We start from the raw sequence: 16,787 nt of genomic DNA on the forward strand, positions 1-16,787 counted from the left end.
CTTGCGAACCGCATCATGCGCGGGTCCTTAGGGCTTCCCGGGGAGCGAGAGCGCCTGTCCGTTATCCGAAAACAGCACCAGGTCCTGCATATCCAGCTTCAGGGTGACGGTGTCACCGATATTATGTTGCTGATGGCTGGGGGCGAGACACTGAAAGCGGTCGCCGCTCTCCAGTTGCAGGGTGTAGAGATACTCCGCGCCCTGAAACAGGCGTTCGCTGATCCGGGCGCTGATAGCGCCATCCTTGGTGGTGAGGTGGATATCGTCGGGGCGGATCAGCAATTGCAGGCCGGTGCCGGGTTGGCTACAGTCCGGCAGTTTCCCGCTGAGCCGTCCGAACGGGGTGTCGATGCTGTTGCGGTCGGCAACCGTGATGGCGAACAGCGCCCCGCGGCCGACGAAGTCGGCGACGAAGGTGGTGGCCGGGTGATGGTAGAGGTTGTAACCGCTGTCCCACTGATGCAGCACCCCCTGGTTCATGACGCCGATCTGGTCGGCCATGGTGAAGGCCTCGGTCTGGTCGTGGGTCACCAGAATGGCGGTGATCCCATCCTCCTTCAGCAGCATCCGCACTTCACTTGCCAGCTGTCCCCGCAGCTCCGGATCGAGGGCGGAGAACGGCTCGTCCAGCAGCAGGATTTCCGGGCGCGGGGCCATCGCCCGGGCCAGGGCGATCCGTTGCTGCTGCCCCCCGGACAACTGATGCGGGTGCTGTCGGGCGGATTCGGTCAGGCCGACCAACGTCAGCAATTCGGCAATCCTGGCCTGCTTGGCCTGGGCCGTCCGTCCGCGCAGGCCAAAGCCGATATTCTCGGCCACGCTGAGATGGGGGAACAGCGCGAAGTCCTGAAATACCATACCCACCCGGCGCTGCTCGGGGGCAATCATTTGTTGCGTGTCACAGACCACTTTGCCATGCAGGGCGATGCTGCCCTGGCGCAGGGGTTCAAATCCGGCGATCGCCCGCAGCAGGGAGGTTTTGCCGCAGCCGCTGGGACCCAGCAGACAGCCGATGTCCCCCTCCCTCAGTTTGAGGCTGACTTGCTTGACCACATCGGTTGAGCCGAAGGCGATCGATGCCTCATTCAGTTCCAGTTGGTAGGTCATGCTTCTCTCTTGAATTGCGTATTGAGCGGCTCAGCAGGATCACCGGGATGATCCCCGCCAGGACAATGGTCAGGGCGGCACTGGCGGAATCCTGCAGGCGCTCGTCCGAGGCCAGTTCAAAGGCCCTGACGGCCAGGGTGTTGAAGTTGAAAGGACGCAGCACCAGGGTGGCGGGCAACTCCTTCATCACATCCACGAAGACCAGCAGCAGGGCGGTGAGCAGGCTCCCCTTGAGCATCGGCAGGTGCACCCGCTTCAACACCTCGCCTGGCGATGCCCCCAGGGTGCGGGCGCTTTCGTCAATGCTCTGTTTGATCTTGCCCAGCCCCGCTTCCACCGTCTGCAGCGAGACTGCGAGAAAGCGTACCAGGTAAGCGAACACCAGCGCCACCAGGGTACCGCTGAGCAGCAGTCCGCTGGAGATGCCGAAGTGCGCCCGCAGCCAGCCGTCGATGCTGTTGTCGATCCAGGCCAGCGGCAGCATGACGCCGACCGCGATCACCGTACCGGGAACCGCATATCCCATACCGGCCACCCGCACGGCGGCCACGGTACGCCGGTCGGGGCTGAGCCGGCGTCCATAACCCATCAGCAGCGCCAGCAGCAGGGCGAGCAGCGCGGTACCGGCGGCCAGACCTACGGTGTTCAGGGTCAGTTGCAGGAAGTCATAATCGATCATCTCCCGGGTCGCTATCGCCCACAACAGCAGCTGACCGGCGGGCAGCAGAAAGCCCAGGAACAGGGTCGCGGAGCAGATCAGCACGGCGCCGAATCGCTGCCGGCCCTTGAGCACAAAACCAGGCAGTGCCTGATGGCGCTGGCTGGAGTGGTGGTAGCGCATCTTGCGCCGCGACCAGCGCTCCAGCAGGACCAGGGTGAACACAAACAGCAGCAGCGCGGTGGAGAGCTGGGCGGCGGCGGCGCTGTCATCCATGCCGAACCAGGTGCGGAAGATGCCGGTGGTGAAGGTACCGACGCCGAAGTACTGCACCGTGCCGTAGTCGGCCAGGGTCTCCATTAAGGCCAGACTCAGGCCGGCGACCACCGCCGGCCTGGCCAGCGGCAGGGCCACCCGGAAGAAGGTGCGCCAGGGTCCGTTGCCGAGCGAGCGGCTGACCTCCAGGACACACACCGACTGCTCCAGAAAGGCGGCGCGGGAGAGCAGGTAGACATAGGGATAGAGGGTCAGTGACAGCATCCCGCCGGCGCCCCAGAGCGAACGGATGTCGGGAAACCAGTAGTCGCCGTAGCGCAGGTCGAGCCACTCGCGCAAGGCGGTCTGGATAGGCCCGGCCACATCGAACATGCCGGTGTAGGTGTAGGCGATGATATAGGCCGGCATGGCCATGGGCAGGAGCAGGGCCCACTCGAAAACAGTTCGGCCGGGAAAGCGGCACATGGTGGTGAGCCAGGCGGTGGAGACGCCGATCAGCAGGGTGCCGACGGACACCTCCAGCATCAGCAACAGGGTGTTGCCGACATAATCCGCGAGCACGGTGTCGGCCAGGTGCCGCCACACCTCCCCGGCCGGTACCAGGGCATAGCTGGAGACCACCAGCACCGGCATGGCCAGCAACAGGGCGGTGCCGATAATGCTGATCCGCCACGACAGCGGCGCTGTTGCTCTCCTGTAGTTGCCAGATGCCACGGCTTCACCGAATGACTGAAACCTGGACCCATGGCTTGACTGCCAACCCTATGTATTCGTGGGCATATCCCGGAAGCCTTGGGTGAGACGCCGTGAATACATCCCTGTAGGCTTGGATGCCGCATCCCTGCGGCATACACTCACCCAAGACCTCCGGAACATGCCCTGAAGTCACGGATTCAGGTGAAACAAAAAACTCAACGCCATCCGTCGAGAATGGCGCTGAGGCGTGAAGGGTCTATTTTCTGGGGTTCGGTGCGATTGTGCAAGCCGCGTACCCACAGGGGTCGAAGTCAAGCCGAGCACCGGTGGGGGGAAATGCTTCCAGATCCGGGCGGCTTGACTCCGACCCCTTCGATCCTTATTTCCAGCCGGCCCGGTCCATCAGCCGAACGGCCGCGGGATTGTTTTTACCCAGTACCGAGAGGTTCAGGGTGTCGGCCTTGAAGGTTCCCCACTGGGTCAGGGTCTCGGACCACTCCACTCCCGGGCGCACCGGATATTCGTGATTGACGCTGGCATACCAGCCCTGTGACTTTTCACTGGCCAGGAACTCCAGCAGCTTCACCGCCGCCTCCTTGTTCTTGGCGGAACGGGTGACGCCGGCGCCGCTGACGTTGACATGGGTGCCCCGGCCATTCTGGTTTGGCCAGAACAGGGCTACCTTGGCGGCGGCTGCCCGCTCGCTTTCATCCTTGCCGTTGAGCATGGCGCCCAGGTAGTAGGTGTTTAAGATCGCCAGATCACATACGCCCGCGGCGGCGGCCTTCACCTGATCCCGGTCGCCGCCCTTGGGGTCGCGAGCAAAATTCTTTACCAAACCGTCGGCCCACTGCTGGGCGGCCGCCTCGCCGTTCGTCGCAATCAGCGACGCCACCAGCGACTGGTTGTAGATGTTGCCGGAGCCGCGGATACAGATACGGCCTTTCCATTGCGGGTCCGCCAGCGCCTCATAGCTGGAGAGTTGCTTGGGATCGACCCGGTCCTTGACGTAGGTGATGACCCGGGCACGTACCGACAGCCCATGCCAGTAACCTTCCGGGTCGCGGAAGTGTTCAGGGATGGCGGCACTCAGGGCTTCGCTGGAGATCGGCTGCAGCACATCGGCTTCCTTGGCGCGGTGCAGGCGTCCGGCGTCAACGGTAATGAACAGGTCGGCTGGGGAGTTGGCCCCCTCGCTCTGCAGCCGCTTCAGCAGGGCGTCCGCCTTGCCGGTGACCAGGTTGACCTTGATGCCGCTTTCGCTGGTGAACTGGTCCAGCAGCGGTTTGATCAGGGCCTCCTTGCGGGCGGAGTAGACGTTCACCTCGGCTGCTAGCGCGTTGCTGCAGAGGGTGAGGGCGGTGGTAAAGAGGGCTAGCTTGAAGCGGATATTCATGTTTTTTGATCTCCAGGAATTGTTAGCTTTGATGCGCATTCTATTAATAATCATTCGCGTTATCAATACCCGCTGTTCTTTTATTTTGTCCAGGACAGCCTTACCGTGAATGCTGTGGTACGCAAGTTTATCTGCATACTATCCCAGTAACCTTATTCGCATTTATTTGTGTATATTCCATCCGTAGGTCCGTAAACGGTGCATTGCATCCTCGGCTCCGTTATCGGTACATCCCTGTACCACTCCTCTTGCACCACTCCTCGCGGCTAAAATGTTTTCTCGGTATAGCTGAGTTGGATGGGTATTCAGGTAGCCTTAATATTGGCAAAGGGATATTCAACGGGTATAGTCGAGCCCTCAATCCAAACCACTGTGGGAGAGATCGGCCCTGGCCGACGCCGAAGGCGCAAACCGTCCGGAATCGCTCAGGCAGAAGGACCGCGGTGTGGGGAGGGAAGTCTCCTTCCGGGTTGACTCTGGAGAGTGGCCGTCAGGCCCACCGACGGGGCAGGGACCGGTGATTCCGGTTTCAAACTCTCAGGTTCAGGACAGAGGGGCGGCGCAGGGGGATCCTTGCGCCGCCCTTTTTTTGTCCAGGGATGGCCGTAGCCCCCCCGTGGTTGCCCGGACAAAGGGCAGGCACAGGGGCCTGCCCCTACGGGCCGCGGAGGCCATGGATGGCCGGGAGCGGCGTTGTTTTTGACTGGTGGAGAATCCCATGGGAAACAGAACCATCCTTTTTGACACCCACAACAGCATGGGTGCGCGTATCGTCCCCTTTGGCGGCTGGGATATGCCGTTGCACTATGGCTCGCAACTCGAAGAACACCACGCGGTACGCAAGGATGCCGGGATGTTTGACGTCTGTCATATGACGGTGGTGGATCTTACCGGCGACCGGGTGCGCGCGTTTCTGCGCCATCTGCTGGCCAATGACGTGGCCCGTCTGCAAGAGTCCGGCAAGGCCCTCTACAGCTGCATGTTGAATGAGCAGGGCGGCGTGATCGATGACCTGATCGTCTACTTCATGCATGAAACCTGGTTTCGCATGGTGGTCAATGCCGGCACCACCGAGAAGGATCTGGCCTGGCTGAACCGCCAGGCCCCGGCCTTCGATGTCACGGTCAATCCGCGTAACGATCTGGCCATGATCGCGGTTCAGGGCCCCCATGCCCGACACAAGGCGCTGTTGCAGCTGCCTGTGCCGTTGCAAGAGCCGGCCGCCGATCTCCAGCCCTTCTATGCGGCCACGGCGGCGGACTGGTTTGTCGGGCGCACCGGTTATACCGGTGAGGATGGCTTCGAGGTCATGCTGCCGGAGACCGAGGCGGTCGCCTTCTGGCAGGCGCTGGCGGATGCCGGGGTGCGGCCCTGCGGTCTGGGGGCGCGGGACACGTTGCGCCTGGAGGCCGGCATGAACCTGTACGGCTCGGATATGGACGAGACCATCTCGCCGCTTGAGGCCGGGTTGAACTGGACCATCGCCTGGGAGCCGGCCGAACGGGCATTCATTGGCCGTCAAGCTCTGGAGGCGCGCAAGGGCGATCCCGCCAATCGGCGGTTTGTCGGTCTGGTGCTGATCGGCCGGGGGGTGCTGCGTGACCATCAAAAGGTCTTTTTCAACGATCGGGAGGCGGGCGAGATCACATCCGGCGGATTTGCGCCTACACTGGAGAAATCCATTGCCCTGGCGCGGGTATCGCCGGAGGTGAGTGGGGAGTGTGAGGTGGAGATCCGTGGTAAGCGGGTGCCTGCCAGGGTGGTACGCCCACCCTTTGTACGCAACGGCAAGGCGCGCGTTGAAGTCTGATCGGCTACCGCCGACCGAGTCTGACAGACTCCTGATGATTTCAGGTTTTTTTACCGAATAGCTGAAAAGTAACAAATCAAGATAACAACCCGTTTAGCGAATAGAGGGCCTAGAGATGAGCAATGTACCCAACGATCTGAAATACGCCAAAACCCACGAGTGGGTGCGTGATGAAGAGGATGGCACGGTAGTCATCGGTATTACCGATCACGCCCAGGAGCTGCTGGGGGATCTGGTTTTCGTCGAGCTGCCGGAGGTGGGCGATACGGTGGATGCCGGTGCCGAATGCGCGGTGGTCGAGTCGGTAAAGGCCGCGTCCGATGTCTACAGCCCGGTGTCCGGTGAGGTGATTGCGATCAATGAAACCCTGGTGGACACCCCGGAGACGGTCAATCAGGATGCGTTCGGTGATGGCTGGCTGTTCCAGGTCAGACTCTCGGCACCGGCCGAACTGGATGATCTGCTGGATGCCGACGCCTACAGCGATGTAATGGAATCGGAAGCGCACTGAGAGGACCCCGAGAGACATGCCATTTATCCCCCATACAGAGCAAGAGGTCCAGGAGATGCTGGCGGCCATCGGTGTCGGCAGCCTGGACGATCTGTTCGAAGAGATACCGGCCAGCCTGCGGCTCTCCCAGCTGGATGCCATACCGACCGCGCTGTCGGAGATGGAGATCGGCCACCTGATGGGCAAACGGGCGCAGCAGGACGGGCAGCCGGTCTGCTTCCTTGGCGCCGGCGCCTACGACCACCATATCCCGGCGGCGGTCTGGCAGATCACCGGCCGGGGTGAGTACTACACCGCCTACACCCCGTACCAGGCCGAGGCGAGCCAGGGCACCCTGCAACTGCTCTACGAGTATCAGTCGATGATGGTGGCGCTGACCGGCATGGATGTCTCCAACGCCTCGCTGTATGACGGGGCCTCGGCCCTGGCCGAGGCGGTGCTGATGGCGGTGCGGGCCAACCGCAAGTCCAAATCCAAACGCATCCTGATGCCGCGCACGGTGCATCCGGCCTATCGCCGGGTGGTGCACAATATCGTCAAGAACCAGCAGGTTGAGCTGGTGGAGCTGCCGTTCGACCCCCAGGGCGGGCACACCGATCCGGCCGTGCTGGAACAGTACCGGGGCGAGGATTTCGCCGCCCTGGTAATTCCGCAGCCCAACTTCTTCGGCGTGCTGGAGGAGGTGGACGCCTTGACCGACTGGGCCCATGCCAATGGCGCCCTGGCGATCGGCGTGGTCAATCCGCTGAGTCTGGCGCTGCTGAGCCCGCCCGGTGAGTGGGGCGGCCAGGGTGCCGATATCTGTTGTGGCGAGGGGCAGCCGCTGGGCGCGCCGCTCGCCTCCGGCGGCCCCTACTTCGGCTTCCTCTGCTGCCAGCAGGCGCACGTGCGGCAGATGCCCGGGCGCATCATCGGGCGCACCCAGGACCTGGATGGCAAGGTGGGTTACACCCTGACCCTGCAGGCGCGCGAGCAGCATATCCGCCGTTCCAAGGCGACCTCGAACATCTGCACCAACCAGGGGCTGATGGTCACAGCCGCCACCATCCACATGGCCCTGCTGGGCAGCGAGGGGCTGGAGCGGGCCGCCGCCGCCAGTTATGCCAATACCCGCGCGCTGGTGGAGGCCCTCAGCGCCATTCCGGGGGTGGCGCCGCTGTTTGACCGCCCGGCCTTCCACGAGCGGGTATTGCGGCTGCCGGCACCGGCCGCCGGCGTGCTGCGTTCCCTGGCGGCGCACAATGTGTTGGGCGGGCTCGATCTCTCCCGCGACTATCCGGAGCTGGGCGAGGCGATCCTGGTCTGTGCCACCGAACAGCGCACCGCGGAGGAGATTGCCGCCTACGCGGAAAAATTGGCCCGGGTGATCCAGCTGCAGGGTGGTGTCACCTGTGGTCTGGTGCCGAAAGAGTAATCGGGAGAATCTGTCAGCATGTTGATCTTTGAACAATCCAAGGCCGGTCGCTATGCCCCGGCCCAGTCCCCGCTCGACAAGGCGGATATCAGCGCTATCCCGGCACAGTTCCGGCGCCGGCGGTCGGCGGCCCTGCCGGAGGTCTCCGAGATGCAGGCGGTGCGCCACTACACCCGCCTGTCGCGCAAGAACTTCTCCATCGATACCCAATTCTATCCCCTGGGTTCCTGCACCATGAAATACAACCCGCGCGCCTGCAACAGCCTGGCCAGCCTGCCGGGCCTGCTGTCGCGCCATCCCGAGGCGCCGGAGAGCCACAGCCAGGGCTTCATGGCCTGCCTGTATGAGCTGCAGGAGATGCTGCGCGAGGTGACCGGCATGCGGGCGGTGTCACTCAGTCCGGCGGCGGGTGCCCAGGGCGAATTTGCCGGGGTCGCCATGATCCGCGCCTATCACGAGGCTCGGGGCGACAGCGCGCGGTGTGAAATCCTGGTGCCGGACGCGGCCCACGGCACCAATCCCGCCTCGGCGGTGATGTGTGGTTACCAGGTGCGGGAGATCCCCACCGGCCCGGACGGTGATGTGGACCTGGAGGCGCTGAAGGCGGTGGTGGGGCCGCACACGGCCGGTATCATGCTGACCAACCCCTCCACCCTCGGGGTGTTCGATCGCAACATCGAGGCGATCGCCAAGACCGTGCACCAGGCGGGCGGGCTGCTCTACTATGACGGTGCCAACCTGAACGCCATCCTCGGCAAGGTGCGCCCCGGGACCATGGGCTTCGACGTAATCCACATGAACCTGCACAAGACCTTCTCCACTCCCCACGGCGGCGGCGGTCCGGGGGCCGGTCCGGTCGGGGTGAGCGAACGCCTGGTGCCCTACCTGCCGGTACCCATGGTGACCCGGGAGGGGGATGAATACCGCTGGCTCACCGAGCGGGAGTGCCCCGAGAGCATCGGCCGCCTGACCGCCTTTGCCGGTAACGCCGGGGTGCTGTTGCGCGCCTATATCTATGCTCGCATGCTGGGTCGTGAGGGGATGCCCCGGGTGGCCGAGTTCTCCACCCTGAATGCCAACTACATGCTCAAACGGCTGCAGGCGCTCGGTTTCCAGGCCGCCTATCCGCAGCGGCGCGCCACCCACGAGTTCATCATCACCCTGAAGAAGCAGGCCAAGGAGCTGGGGGTCAATACCATGGACTTCGCCAAGCGGCTGCTGGATTACGGCTTCCACGCTCCCACTACCTATTTTCCGCTGCTGGTGCCGGAGTGCCTGCTGATCGAGCCGACCGAGACCGAGGATATGGCGACGCTGGATGGTTTTATCGACGCCATGGGCCGCATCCTGGAGGAGGCAACACAAGAACCTGGGCTGGTGAAGGGTGCGCCCCATACCCTGCCGGTGAAACGGCTGGATGACGTGAAGGCGGCGCGCGAGCTGGATCTGGCCTGGCAGCAACGGGACGCCGGCTAAGTGGCGGAACAGAAGGCCACCGGGCTGCGTCGTATTATCAACGCCGGTGGCTACTCCCTGGCCGGATTCCGCGCCTGCTGGCGGCACGAGGCCGCCTTCCGGCAGGAGCTGCTGGGGCTGGTACCGCTGCTGCCGCTGGCCCTCTATCTGGGCCGGAGCGGGGTGGAGCGGGCCCTGCTGGCGGGCAGTCTGCTGCTGGTTCCGCTGGTGGAGCTGCTCAACTCCGCCATCGAGGCGGTGGTCGACCGTGTCGGCAACGAACACCATGAACTCTCCGGTCGGGCCAAGGATGTCGGCTCGGCCGCGGTGTTCCTGGCCATCGCGATGGCCGTCGTCATCTGGCTGCTGATACTCTCCCCCCGGTGGTGAGGAGCTGAATTTTTCCATCCGCGAGCCCCGGGTCTGATCTGGATCATTGCCAGCCGGGCTACCGGCTGGCAGTTTTGTCCAGGGATGGACTTATACCGCGTAGGCCAGGAGAAGTGGTACAGGGACGTACCGTATACGGAGCCGAGGATGCCATGGCCGAGAGCGGTGTTCTACCCAACCCTACACTGATCGGTGTAGAATCCCCGGCTTGAATAACATCAATGGAGGACGGAATGTCTGCGCTGATTTGTGGCTCTATGGCCTTTGATACCATTATGGTCTTCCAGGACCAGTTCAAGAACCACATCCTGCCGGAACAGGTGCATATCCTCAACGTCTCCTTCCTGGTGCCGGAGCTGCGTCGCGAGTTCGGCGGCTGCGCCGGCAATATCGCCTATAACCTGAAACTGCTGGGCGGGGAGGGCAAGCCGATGGCCACCGTCGGTGGCGATTTCGGCGCCTATGCCAGCTGGATGGACGAGAACGGCGTCAGCCGCGATCACATCAAGGTGATCGAGGACAGCTATACCGCCCAGGCCTACATCACCACCGATCGGGACGACAACCAGATCAACGCCTTCCATCCGGGCGCCATGTCCCACTCCCACCTGAACCGGGTCGCGGAGGCGAAGGATTGCAGCATCGGCATCATCTCGCCAGACGGCCGCCAGGGGATGATCGAGCATGCCGAGCAGTTCGTGGAGCAGGGAATCCCTTTCATTTTTGACCCCGGTCAGGGACTGCCGATGTTCGACGGCGACGAGCTGACCCGTTTCGTCGAGCAGGCCACCTGGCTCGCCTTCAACGACTACGAGGCCAAGCTGATGGAGGAGCGCACCGGACTCAGCCCGGCACAGATGGCCGAGCGGGTGGAGGCGGTAGTGATCACCCGGGGCGGGCGGGGCTCGCTGATCTATACCCGCGACCAGCTGTATGAGATCCCGGTCGCACCGGTGGCCAACATCGTTGACCCCACAGGTTGTGGTGATGCTTATCGGGCCGGCCTGTTGTATGGTTTGATGAATGGCATGGATTGGGAGACCACCGGCCGTATCGCCTCGCTGATGGGCGGCATCAAGATCGAGGAGGCGGGACCGCAGAACCACCGCTTCCAGTGCGATGAGTTCGCCCAGTGCTTCAAGATCGCCTTCGGTTACGCCCTCTGACCCGGACCTTGTGAGTAGATGATGACAGGACATTATGACGAATCGGGCTTCGTGCCCCTGAACATCGCGGTACTGACCATCTCGGACACCCGCACCGAAGAGACCGACAAATCGGGCAGGATCCTCCAGGAGGGGGCCGAGGCCGCCGGCCACCGGGTGGTGGAGAAGGCGATCGTCAAGGACGATGTCTACCAGATGCGGGCGATCTTCTCGCGCTGGATCGCCGACCCGGAAGTGCACGTGGTGCTAAGCACCGGCGGCACCGGCATCACCGGCCGCGACAGCACCCCGGAGGCGGTCATGCCGCTGCTGGAGAAGTCCATTGAGGGATTTGGCGAGCTGTTCCGCCACGTCTCGCTGGAGGAGATCGGCGCCTCGGCGATCCAGTCCCGGGCCATCGCCGGGCTGACCAACCAGACCCTGGTGTTCTGCCTGCCCGGTTCCACCGGGGCCTGCCGCACCGGCTGGGACAAGATCCTCAATCCGCAGTTGGATCACCGCACCCGCCCCTGCAACTTCGCCCAGATGTTCCGGGCCTGATCCCGGCCCGGCGCCAGCGCCGGGCCCAGCAACAGAATCGGGAGTAGAGATCGATGAGTGAGTGTGGTTGTTCCTCCGTAGCCGAGCCGGGAATGAAACCGCTGGAAGAGGCGCTGGCCCTGCTGCTCTCCCACGCCCGGGCGGTGGGCGAGCGTGAGCTGGTGCCGTTGGCCGAGGCCAATGGGCGTATCCTGGCCGAGCCGGTGGTGAGCAAAATCAACATGCCGCCCTGGGATAACAGCGCCATGGACGGCTACGCAGTGCAGAGTGCCGACCTGGGGGAGGTGCCCTGCCGTCTGGCCATCTCCCAGCGCATCCCGGCCGGTGCCGCGCCGCAACCGCTGGCGCCCGGCACGGCGGCGCGCATCTTTACCGGCGCACCGGTACCGCCGGGCGCCGATACCGTGGTGATCCAGGAGGTGTGCGCGCAGGAGGGCGACCAGGTCATTGTCAACCAGATGCCGGAGTCCGGTGCCAATATCCGCTATGCCGGCGAGGACACCCGCATCGGCCAGGAGGTGCTGCAGGCGGGCACCCGTCTCGGCGCCCAGCATCTCGGGCTGGCGGCCTCCGTCGGCGTCGGCGAGCTGGTGGTCTATCGCCGGCTCAAGGTGGCGCTGTTCTCCTCCGGTGATGAACTGATCAACCCCGGTCAGCCGCTGGGCCCGGGCCAGATCTACAACTCCAACGAGTACACCCTGCAGGCGCTGCTGCAGGCGCTGGGCTGCGAGATCGTCAGCCTGGGCATTGTGGAGGATACCTTCGAGGCGACCTGCCAGGCGCTATCAAAGGCCGCCGCCCAGGCCGACCTGGTGATGACCTCCGGTGGCGTGTCGGTCGGCGAAGAGGACCACCTGAAGCCGGCGGTCGAGGCGCTGGGTTCGCTGGACCTGTGGAAGATCGCCATCCGCCCGGGCAAGCCGCTGGCGTTTGGCCATATCGAGGGCACCCCGTTCATCGGTACCCCCGGCAACCCGGTCTCCCTGTTTGTCACCTTCTGCCTGTTCGCCCGCCCCTTCATCCTCAAGGCCCAGGGTGTCAGGGAGGTGGAACTGGCGCCCACGCCGCTCCTGGCCAAGGCCGATTTCGACTGGCCCAAGGCGGAGAAGCGCCGCGAGTTCGCCCGTGCCCAGCTCAATCTGGATGCCCGGGGCCAGGCGCAGATCAGCCTGTTCTCCAGTCGCTCCTCCGGGGTGCTCAACTCCCTCACTTGGGCCAATGGCCTGGCAATACTCCCCGAGCAGCAGACCCTGGCCCGGGGAGAGATGGTGCAATTCCTGCCTTTCAGCGAGTTACTCAAATGATTCATATGCTCTATTTCGCGCGCCTGCGCGAGGCGCTCCAGACCGGCTCGGAGACCCTGGACTACACTCCCGAACTGACCTCGGTCAGCGCCATAGTCGAACGGCTGAAGGGACGTGGCGACGCCTGGGGTGAGGTATTCGCCGATGACCAGACCGTGCTGGTGGCGGTGAACCAGGAGATGTGCGACTTGTCGACGGCGGTGAAGGATGGCGACGAAGTGGCCTTTTTCCCGCCGGTCACCGGCGGTTAGGCAGCATCTATACTCTGTTGTAGATAGTGGGTTTAGCGTAGCGGGGCGTCTCTTCCTGCGGATCTGTTCAACCCTTCAGATCACGGTAAAATTCCATGAACCAGATCAAAATACAGACCGAACCCTTCGATCTCGCGGCGATCCAGGAGGAGCTGCGGCGGGACAATCCGGCCATCGGCGCGGTGGTCACCTTTCTCGGCCAGATGCGCGACATCAACGAGGGCGACCGGGTCAGCACCATGACCCTGGAACACTACCCCGGTATGACCGAGAAGGCGTTGCAGGCGATCGTCGACGAGGCCGGGGCGCGCTGGCAACTGTTGGGCATCCGTGTAATCCACCGGGTCGGCCCGCTGCACCCTCTGGATCCCATCGTCCTGGTGGCGGTGGCCAGCGCCCACCGCGGCGAGGCGTTCCAGGCCTGCGAGTTCGTGATCGACTATCTCAAGACCCGGGCGCCGTTCTGGAAAAAGGAGCAGACCGCGGAGGGCGAGCGCTGGGTTGATGCACGCCACAGCGACGATGCAGCGGAGCGGCGCTGGAAAAGATCCTAGCGGCAGCTGTATTCGCAAAGTACGCAAAGGGTAACTGCTCACCCCTATCCTCACCACGGAGACACAGAGAGCACAGAGAAACCACAAGATTCTCCTGCGGGCTCCATCCTCAGGTCCGTAAACGGTATACCCCTGTACCACTCCTGCATCCTGTAGTCCGTAAGCTGTACATTCCAGCACTGAGTGCAATGGCTGCTCCAATTATCCGCACGCTACATTGTTCAGTTAACCTCTGTGTCCTCTGTGTCCTCTGTGTCCTCTGTGCCTCCGTGGTGCATTGGTGAGGCTTTAAGGACACCTCGGGTGAGTGGCTACCACAAAGGTTAGAATCAAGAACTTTTGAGGTGGATAGCGGCACACTCCCTTCCCTGATATTTGCGGGGATAAATCCACATCCTCTCCGTGTTATCTTTGCGTACTTGGCGTCTTTGCGAGCGCTTTATCGAATCACCAGGCTGGAATGATGAACACCACCCTCAATCCCACCCTGCTGGGGGTCTTCATACCCACTTTCTTTATTGTCTCCGTGACGCCGGGGATGTGCATGACCCTCTCCATGACCCTGGGTATGACCATCGGCCTGCGGCGCACCTTCTGGATGATGGCGGGCGAACTGCTCGGGGTGGGGCTGGTGGCGGCCGCCGCGGTGATCGGCGTGGCCACCCTGATGCTGAACTACCCGTTGCTGTTCGAGCTGTTCAAGTACGGGGGGGGCGCCTATCTGGGCTATCTCGGTCTCAAGATGTGGCGTTCGCGCGGCAAGCTGGCGATCAATCTCGATGGCCCGCGGCAGGCGCCTGCCACCGGGATGGCGCTGGCGCTGCAGGGCTTCGTGACCGCCGTGGCCAACCCCAAGGGCTGGGCCTTCTTCATCTCCCTGCTGCCGCCCTTTATCAGTGACCAGCAGCCGATGGTTCCGCAGCTCGGCGTGCTGCTGGGTCTGATCCTGCTGATTGAGTTCAGCTGTCTGGTGCTCTATGCCAGTGGCGGCCGCAGCCTGAGCCTGCTGTTGCGGCAGCGCGGCAATGTGCGTCTGCTCAATCGCCTGGCAGGCAGCCTGATGATAGGGGTGGGCGTCTGGCTGGCGTTCGGCTGACGGCGCAGTCAGAGGACCTGACCTGGCTGCCGGCTACCGCGCCGGCAGGATGGCAGAAAAACCGATGCAGGGGCATTTCAGCAGCGTGCAGGACTATCCGTTCGAGCGGCCGTCTGGCCTGTAACCCCCCGGTAGTTAAAATAACCGGCCCGGCATTGCCGGGCCGGTTATTTTACTGGTGCGCCACGGGAGTGTGGTCGCACCGGTTTGACTACTTGAATTACGGCCTAACGTAGGCGTAACCCTGCTCCTGCAGTTCCATGATGCGCAACACGCCGGCCTGGACCACCGAGACCCCTTCCAGGGGCACCGGCATTGTCCCGGTCTTCTTTTCCACAGCCTTCATGGTGTTGCCGCAGGCACTGAACTGGATGTCCTGCATCGCCAGGCTGGTGATACGTTGTCCCACTTTGGATTCGCTGGTGAGCATGCCGAGTCCGGGCCCATAGGCGACGATCTCAATCTGGACATTGTCCTGTCCCAGGGCATTTTGCAGATTGACGGCGTTGTTCAGGGCGATGGTCTGGGTGCGGGGGTCGTCGGTGCTGACCTGGATCACCACCTTGTGGGGGGCGCCTTCCGCGGCCAGCAGGGCCTGTCCGGTGAACAGGCCGAAAAACAGCAGCAGGGCCATCAGGCTATGGTTTATGGTTTTCATCTTTCATCCTCTCTTTGGTTAGGCGATTTCTGTCAATGAACATCCCCGCTTGCTGGTCTTTTCGTCCCCCTGCCGCGTTGCCCCAGGCATCACATAATCCGACTATGCTTCGCCTGGGGCGCCTTGCAGGGAAACGAAAATTCTACGCAATCCAGGATGTTCATTTCCGGCAATCGCCTTATGGTCTGCAGCGTTTGGCTCTTTGGGTAGCGGCCGCTTACTGCAGTTGGTAATGGTCTGAATCAGACCTTGATATAGGCCCAGCCGGTCTGCTGGCGCCGGGTAATATAAGAGATCCCGGAGCGGACGATCACCGCCTCCGGCACAATCTGAATCTGCTCGCCGGTCTCCTTGGTCATGCGCTCCAGGGTGTTGCCGCAGGCGGCGAATACCAGGTTGGGGTAGGTCTCGCTCAACCGCCGGATCCGCTCCGGAAAGGGCGAAAGCCCCTGCTGCATCAGCCGCAACCCCTGGTTGTTGGCCACCACCTCCAGGCGCAGTGGCTGCCCGCTGGCGCGATGCTCCTCGAGGACCGTCTCCACCTGATCCAGCAGCAGCGCCGCGTCCTCGCGGCTGTCGCTGCTGATGTGGAACACCACCCGGGTCTGTGACGTCCGGGCGTCGCCGAAGGCGGCCAGCGGTGCCCGCCGGTTGTGATCGGAAGAGGAGGGCGCCTCGGTCACCAGCTGCACCGCGAACAGGGAGAGCCCGCCGATGGCGGCGGCCGTCAGATAACGGGTCAGGCCCCCGCCGGCGGCCAACGCCCGCCGTTCGCCGTTCTTCGGCCCGCTGAGCGGATAGGCCGCGCGGGTGAGTTCCTTCAGGTACTGCAACTGCAACAGCCGCCTGCGCAGCGGATCGGAATCGGCGGCCGCGCGCAGCAGCTCAAGGCGCTCCTGCGGGGCCAGTTCGTTGTCGATGAAGGCGTTGAGCTGTTCGTCGCTGTAGTGGTCCGCGTTCATTTGATACGCTCCATGAAGGGCCGGCCGTCGGTTTTTGCCCGCGTTTCCGACGCCATCAGCTGTTTCAGTTGCTGTCGGGCGCGGCTCAGCCGGCTCATCACGGTACCCACCGGGATGCCGAGGATCTCCGCCACCTCGGCGTAGCTGCAGGCCTCCAGATCCACCAGCATCAGCACCTCCCGCCGCGCCGGGCTGAGCCGGGCGACGGCCTGGCGGACCCGGTCTACTGTCTGTTGTTGCAACAGCTGCTCGTCGGCGGGTTGCAGGGTGGGGTCGATGCACTCGTCGAAGCGATCGGCCGGCCGCTGGCGCCGGCAGTGATCGCGAAAACAGTTGGCCAGGATGGCGAAGGCCCAGCCCTCCAGCGCCGCCCCGTCCTTGAGCGAGGCGAGCCCGGCGAGCGCCCGGGTCAGCGCCTCCTGGGCCAGGTCATCGGCCAGGCTCTCCTCGCCGCACCAGCCCAGTGCCAGGCGTCGGAGCCGCGGGCTCAGTGCCGCCAGCCGCTGCCGGTTTTTGCTCTCGTTGCGCCACGCGGTGAACATC

General features: G+C 63.5%; 17 protein-coding genes and 2 riboswitches. Of the genes, 11 read left to right on the forward strand and 6 right to left on the reverse strand.

The annotated features are described in order from the left end of the window. Window positions 1–27: 27 nt before the first annotated feature. From O9K64_RS08435 to O9K64_RS08445, 3 genes are all read right to left on the reverse strand, one after another. The gene (locus tag O9K64_RS08435; RefSeq protein WP_275097636.1) at window positions 28–1,107 is read right to left on the reverse strand and encodes an ABC transporter ATP-binding protein; all 1,080 of its coding nucleotides are present in this window, start codon (window positions 1,105–1,107) and stop codon (window positions 28–30) included. Then, window positions 1,082–2,755 carry an iron ABC transporter permease gene (locus O9K64_RS08440; RefSeq protein WP_335342258.1) on the reverse strand — a complete coding sequence of 558 codons (1,674 nt, stop codon included), beginning with the start codon at window positions 2,753–2,755 and terminating at the stop codon, window positions 1,082–1,084. Before O9K64_RS08440 ends, O9K64_RS08435 begins: the two co-directional genes overlap by 26 nt. 361 nt (window positions 2,756–3,116) lie before the next feature. Next, window positions 3,117–4,133, reverse strand: coding sequence for a Fe(3+) ABC transporter substrate-binding protein (locus O9K64_RS08445; protein ID WP_275097637.1), 1,017 nt, complete (start codon window positions 4,131–4,133; stop codon window positions 3,117–3,119). A gap of 363 nt (window positions 4,134–4,496) precedes the next feature. Then, a riboswitch (glycine riboswitch) is annotated at window positions 4,497–4,584 on the forward strand. 15 nt (window positions 4,585–4,599) lie between these two features. Continuing rightward, a riboswitch (glycine riboswitch) is annotated at window positions 4,600–4,695 on the forward strand. A 156-nt stretch (window positions 4,696–4,851) separates the two neighbouring features. Between O9K64_RS08445 and gcvT the strand changes: the two genes are divergently transcribed. The 11 genes from gcvT to O9K64_RS08500 all read left to right on the forward strand — a co-directional run bounded on the left by gcvT (window position 4,852) and on the right by O9K64_RS08500 (window position 14,624). Then, window positions 4,852–5,943 (forward strand): glycine cleavage system aminomethyltransferase GcvT, encoded by a 1,092-nt coding sequence (gene gcvT, locus O9K64_RS08450; RefSeq protein ID WP_275097638.1) that lies wholly within the window; start codon window positions 4,852–4,854, stop codon window positions 5,941–5,943. 115 nt (window positions 5,944–6,058) lie between these two features. Continuing rightward, window positions 6,059–6,454 carry a glycine cleavage system protein GcvH gene (gene gcvH, locus O9K64_RS08455; RefSeq protein WP_275097639.1) on the forward strand — a complete coding sequence of 132 codons (396 nt, stop codon included), beginning with the start codon at window positions 6,059–6,061 and terminating at the stop codon, window positions 6,452–6,454. Window positions 6,455–6,470: 16 nt separating this feature from the next. Then, on the forward strand, window positions 6,471–7,868 hold the full coding sequence (gene gcvPA, locus O9K64_RS08460) for an aminomethyl-transferring glycine dehydrogenase subunit GcvPA (RefSeq protein WP_275097640.1): 1,398 nt from the start codon (window positions 6,471–6,473) through the stop codon (window positions 7,866–7,868). 18 nt (window positions 7,869–7,886) lie between these two features. Continuing rightward, window positions 7,887–9,344, forward strand: a complete 1,458-nt coding sequence (gene gcvPB, locus O9K64_RS08465) for an aminomethyl-transferring glycine dehydrogenase subunit GcvPB (RefSeq protein WP_275097641.1) — start codon at window positions 7,887–7,889, stop codon at window positions 9,342–9,344. Further along, window positions 9,345–9,713, forward strand: a complete 369-nt coding sequence (locus O9K64_RS08470; protein WP_275097642.1) for a diacylglycerol kinase — start codon at window positions 9,345–9,347, stop codon at window positions 9,711–9,713. A 233-nt stretch (window positions 9,714–9,946) separates the two neighbouring features. Next, window positions 9,947–10,879 (forward strand): carbohydrate kinase family protein, encoded by a 933-nt coding sequence (locus O9K64_RS08475; RefSeq protein WP_275097643.1) that lies wholly within the window; start codon window positions 9,947–9,949, stop codon window positions 10,877–10,879. Window positions 10,880–10,900: 21 nt separating this feature from the next. Beyond that, entirely contained in the window at window positions 10,901–11,419 is a 519-nt protein-coding gene (gene moaB, locus O9K64_RS08480; RefSeq protein WP_260292271.1) for a molybdenum cofactor biosynthesis protein B, read from the forward strand. 92 nt (window positions 11,420–11,511) lie between these two features. Further along, the gene (gene glp, locus O9K64_RS08485) at window positions 11,512–12,723 is read left to right on the forward strand and encodes a gephyrin-like molybdotransferase Glp (RefSeq protein ID WP_275097644.1); all 1,212 of its coding nucleotides are present in this window, start codon (window positions 11,512–11,514) and stop codon (window positions 12,721–12,723) included. Further along, window positions 12,720–12,974, forward strand: coding sequence for a molybdopterin converting factor subunit 1 (moaD, locus tag O9K64_RS08490; RefSeq protein WP_275097645.1), 255 nt, complete (start codon window positions 12,720–12,722; stop codon window positions 12,972–12,974). Before glp ends, moaD begins: the two co-directional genes overlap by 4 nt. A 95-nt stretch (window positions 12,975–13,069) precedes the next feature. Further along, on the forward strand, window positions 13,070–13,528 hold the full coding sequence (gene moaE, locus O9K64_RS08495) for a molybdopterin synthase catalytic subunit MoaE (protein WP_275097646.1): 459 nt from the start codon (window positions 13,070–13,072) through the stop codon (window positions 13,526–13,528). A gap of 460 nt (window positions 13,529–13,988) precedes the next feature. After that, entirely contained in the window at window positions 13,989–14,624 is a 636-nt protein-coding gene (locus O9K64_RS08500) for a LysE family translocator (RefSeq protein WP_335342259.1), read from the forward strand. 220 nt (window positions 14,625–14,844) lie between these two features. Here O9K64_RS08500 and O9K64_RS08505 read toward each other — a convergent pair whose 3' ends face one another. The 3 genes from O9K64_RS08505 to O9K64_RS08515 form a co-directional block, all read right to left on the reverse strand. Next, window positions 14,845–15,282, reverse strand: coding sequence for a DsrE family protein (locus O9K64_RS08505; RefSeq protein WP_275097648.1), 438 nt, complete (start codon window positions 15,280–15,282; stop codon window positions 14,845–14,847). 242 nt (window positions 15,283–15,524) lie between these two features. After that, the gene (locus tag O9K64_RS08510) at window positions 15,525–16,244 is read right to left on the reverse strand and encodes a hypothetical protein (RefSeq protein ID WP_275097649.1); all 720 of its coding nucleotides are present in this window, start codon (window positions 16,242–16,244) and stop codon (window positions 15,525–15,527) included. Then, the gene (locus O9K64_RS08515) at window positions 16,241–16,786 is read right to left on the reverse strand and encodes an RNA polymerase sigma factor (protein ID WP_275097650.1); all 546 of its coding nucleotides are present in this window, start codon (window positions 16,784–16,786) and stop codon (window positions 16,241–16,243) included. The genes O9K64_RS08510 and O9K64_RS08515 overlap by 4 nt, the downstream gene beginning before the upstream one ends. Window position 16,787: the final 1 nt, after the last annotated feature.

This window comes from Sedimenticola hydrogenitrophicus (assembly GCF_029017505.1).
Classification (GTDB): Bacteria; Pseudomonadota; Gammaproteobacteria; order Chromatiales; family Chromatiaceae; genus Sedimenticola; species Sedimenticola hydrogenitrophicus_A.

What these genes read in the sequence shown, in the direction of transcription:
- O9K64_RS08435 (WP_275097636.1), bottom strand. Translation starts at nt 1,107, where the DNA reads ATGACCTACCAACTGGAACTGAATGAGGCATCGATCGCCTTCGGCTCA.
- O9K64_RS08445 (WP_275097637.1), bottom strand. Translation starts at nt 4,133, where the DNA reads ATGAATATCCGCTTCAAGCTAGCCCTCTTTACCACCGCCCTCACCCTC.
- gcvT (WP_275097638.1), top strand. Translation starts at nt 4,852, where the DNA reads ATGGGAAACAGAACCATCCTTTTTGACACCCACAACAGCATGGGTGCG.
- gcvH (WP_275097639.1), top strand. Translation starts at nt 6,059, where the DNA reads ATGAGCAATGTACCCAACGATCTGAAATACGCCAAAACCCACGAGTGG.
- gcvPA (WP_275097640.1), top strand. Translation starts at nt 6,471, where the DNA reads ATGCCATTTATCCCCCATACAGAGCAAGAGGTCCAGGAGATGCTGGCG.
- gcvPB (WP_275097641.1), top strand. Translation starts at nt 7,887, where the DNA reads ATGTTGATCTTTGAACAATCCAAGGCCGGTCGCTATGCCCCGGCCCAG.
- O9K64_RS08475 (WP_275097643.1), top strand. Translation starts at nt 9,947, where the DNA reads ATGTCTGCGCTGATTTGTGGCTCTATGGCCTTTGATACCATTATGGTC.
- moaB (WP_260292271.1), top strand. Translation starts at nt 10,901, where the DNA reads ATGACAGGACATTATGACGAATCGGGCTTCGTGCCCCTGAACATCGCG.
- glp (WP_275097644.1), top strand. Translation starts at nt 11,512, where the DNA reads ATGAAACCGCTGGAAGAGGCGCTGGCCCTGCTGCTCTCCCACGCCCGG.
- moaD (WP_275097645.1), top strand. Translation starts at nt 12,720, where the DNA reads ATGATTCATATGCTCTATTTCGCGCGCCTGCGCGAGGCGCTCCAGACC.
- moaE (WP_275097646.1), top strand. Translation starts at nt 13,070, where the DNA reads ATGAACCAGATCAAAATACAGACCGAACCCTTCGATCTCGCGGCGATC.
- O9K64_RS08500 (WP_335342259.1), top strand. Translation starts at nt 13,989, where the DNA reads ATGATGAACACCACCCTCAATCCCACCCTGCTGGGGGTCTTCATACCC.
- O9K64_RS08505 (WP_275097648.1), bottom strand. Translation starts at nt 15,282, where the DNA reads ATGAAAACCATAAACCATAGCCTGATGGCCCTGCTGCTGTTTTTCGGC.
- O9K64_RS08510 (WP_275097649.1), bottom strand. Translation starts at nt 16,244, where the DNA reads ATGAACGCGGACCACTACAGCGACGAACAGCTCAACGCCTTCATCGAC.
- O9K64_RS08515 (WP_275097650.1), bottom strand. Translation starts at nt 16,786, where the DNA reads ATGTTCACCGCGTGGCGCAACGAGAGCAAAAACCGGCAGCGGCTGGCG.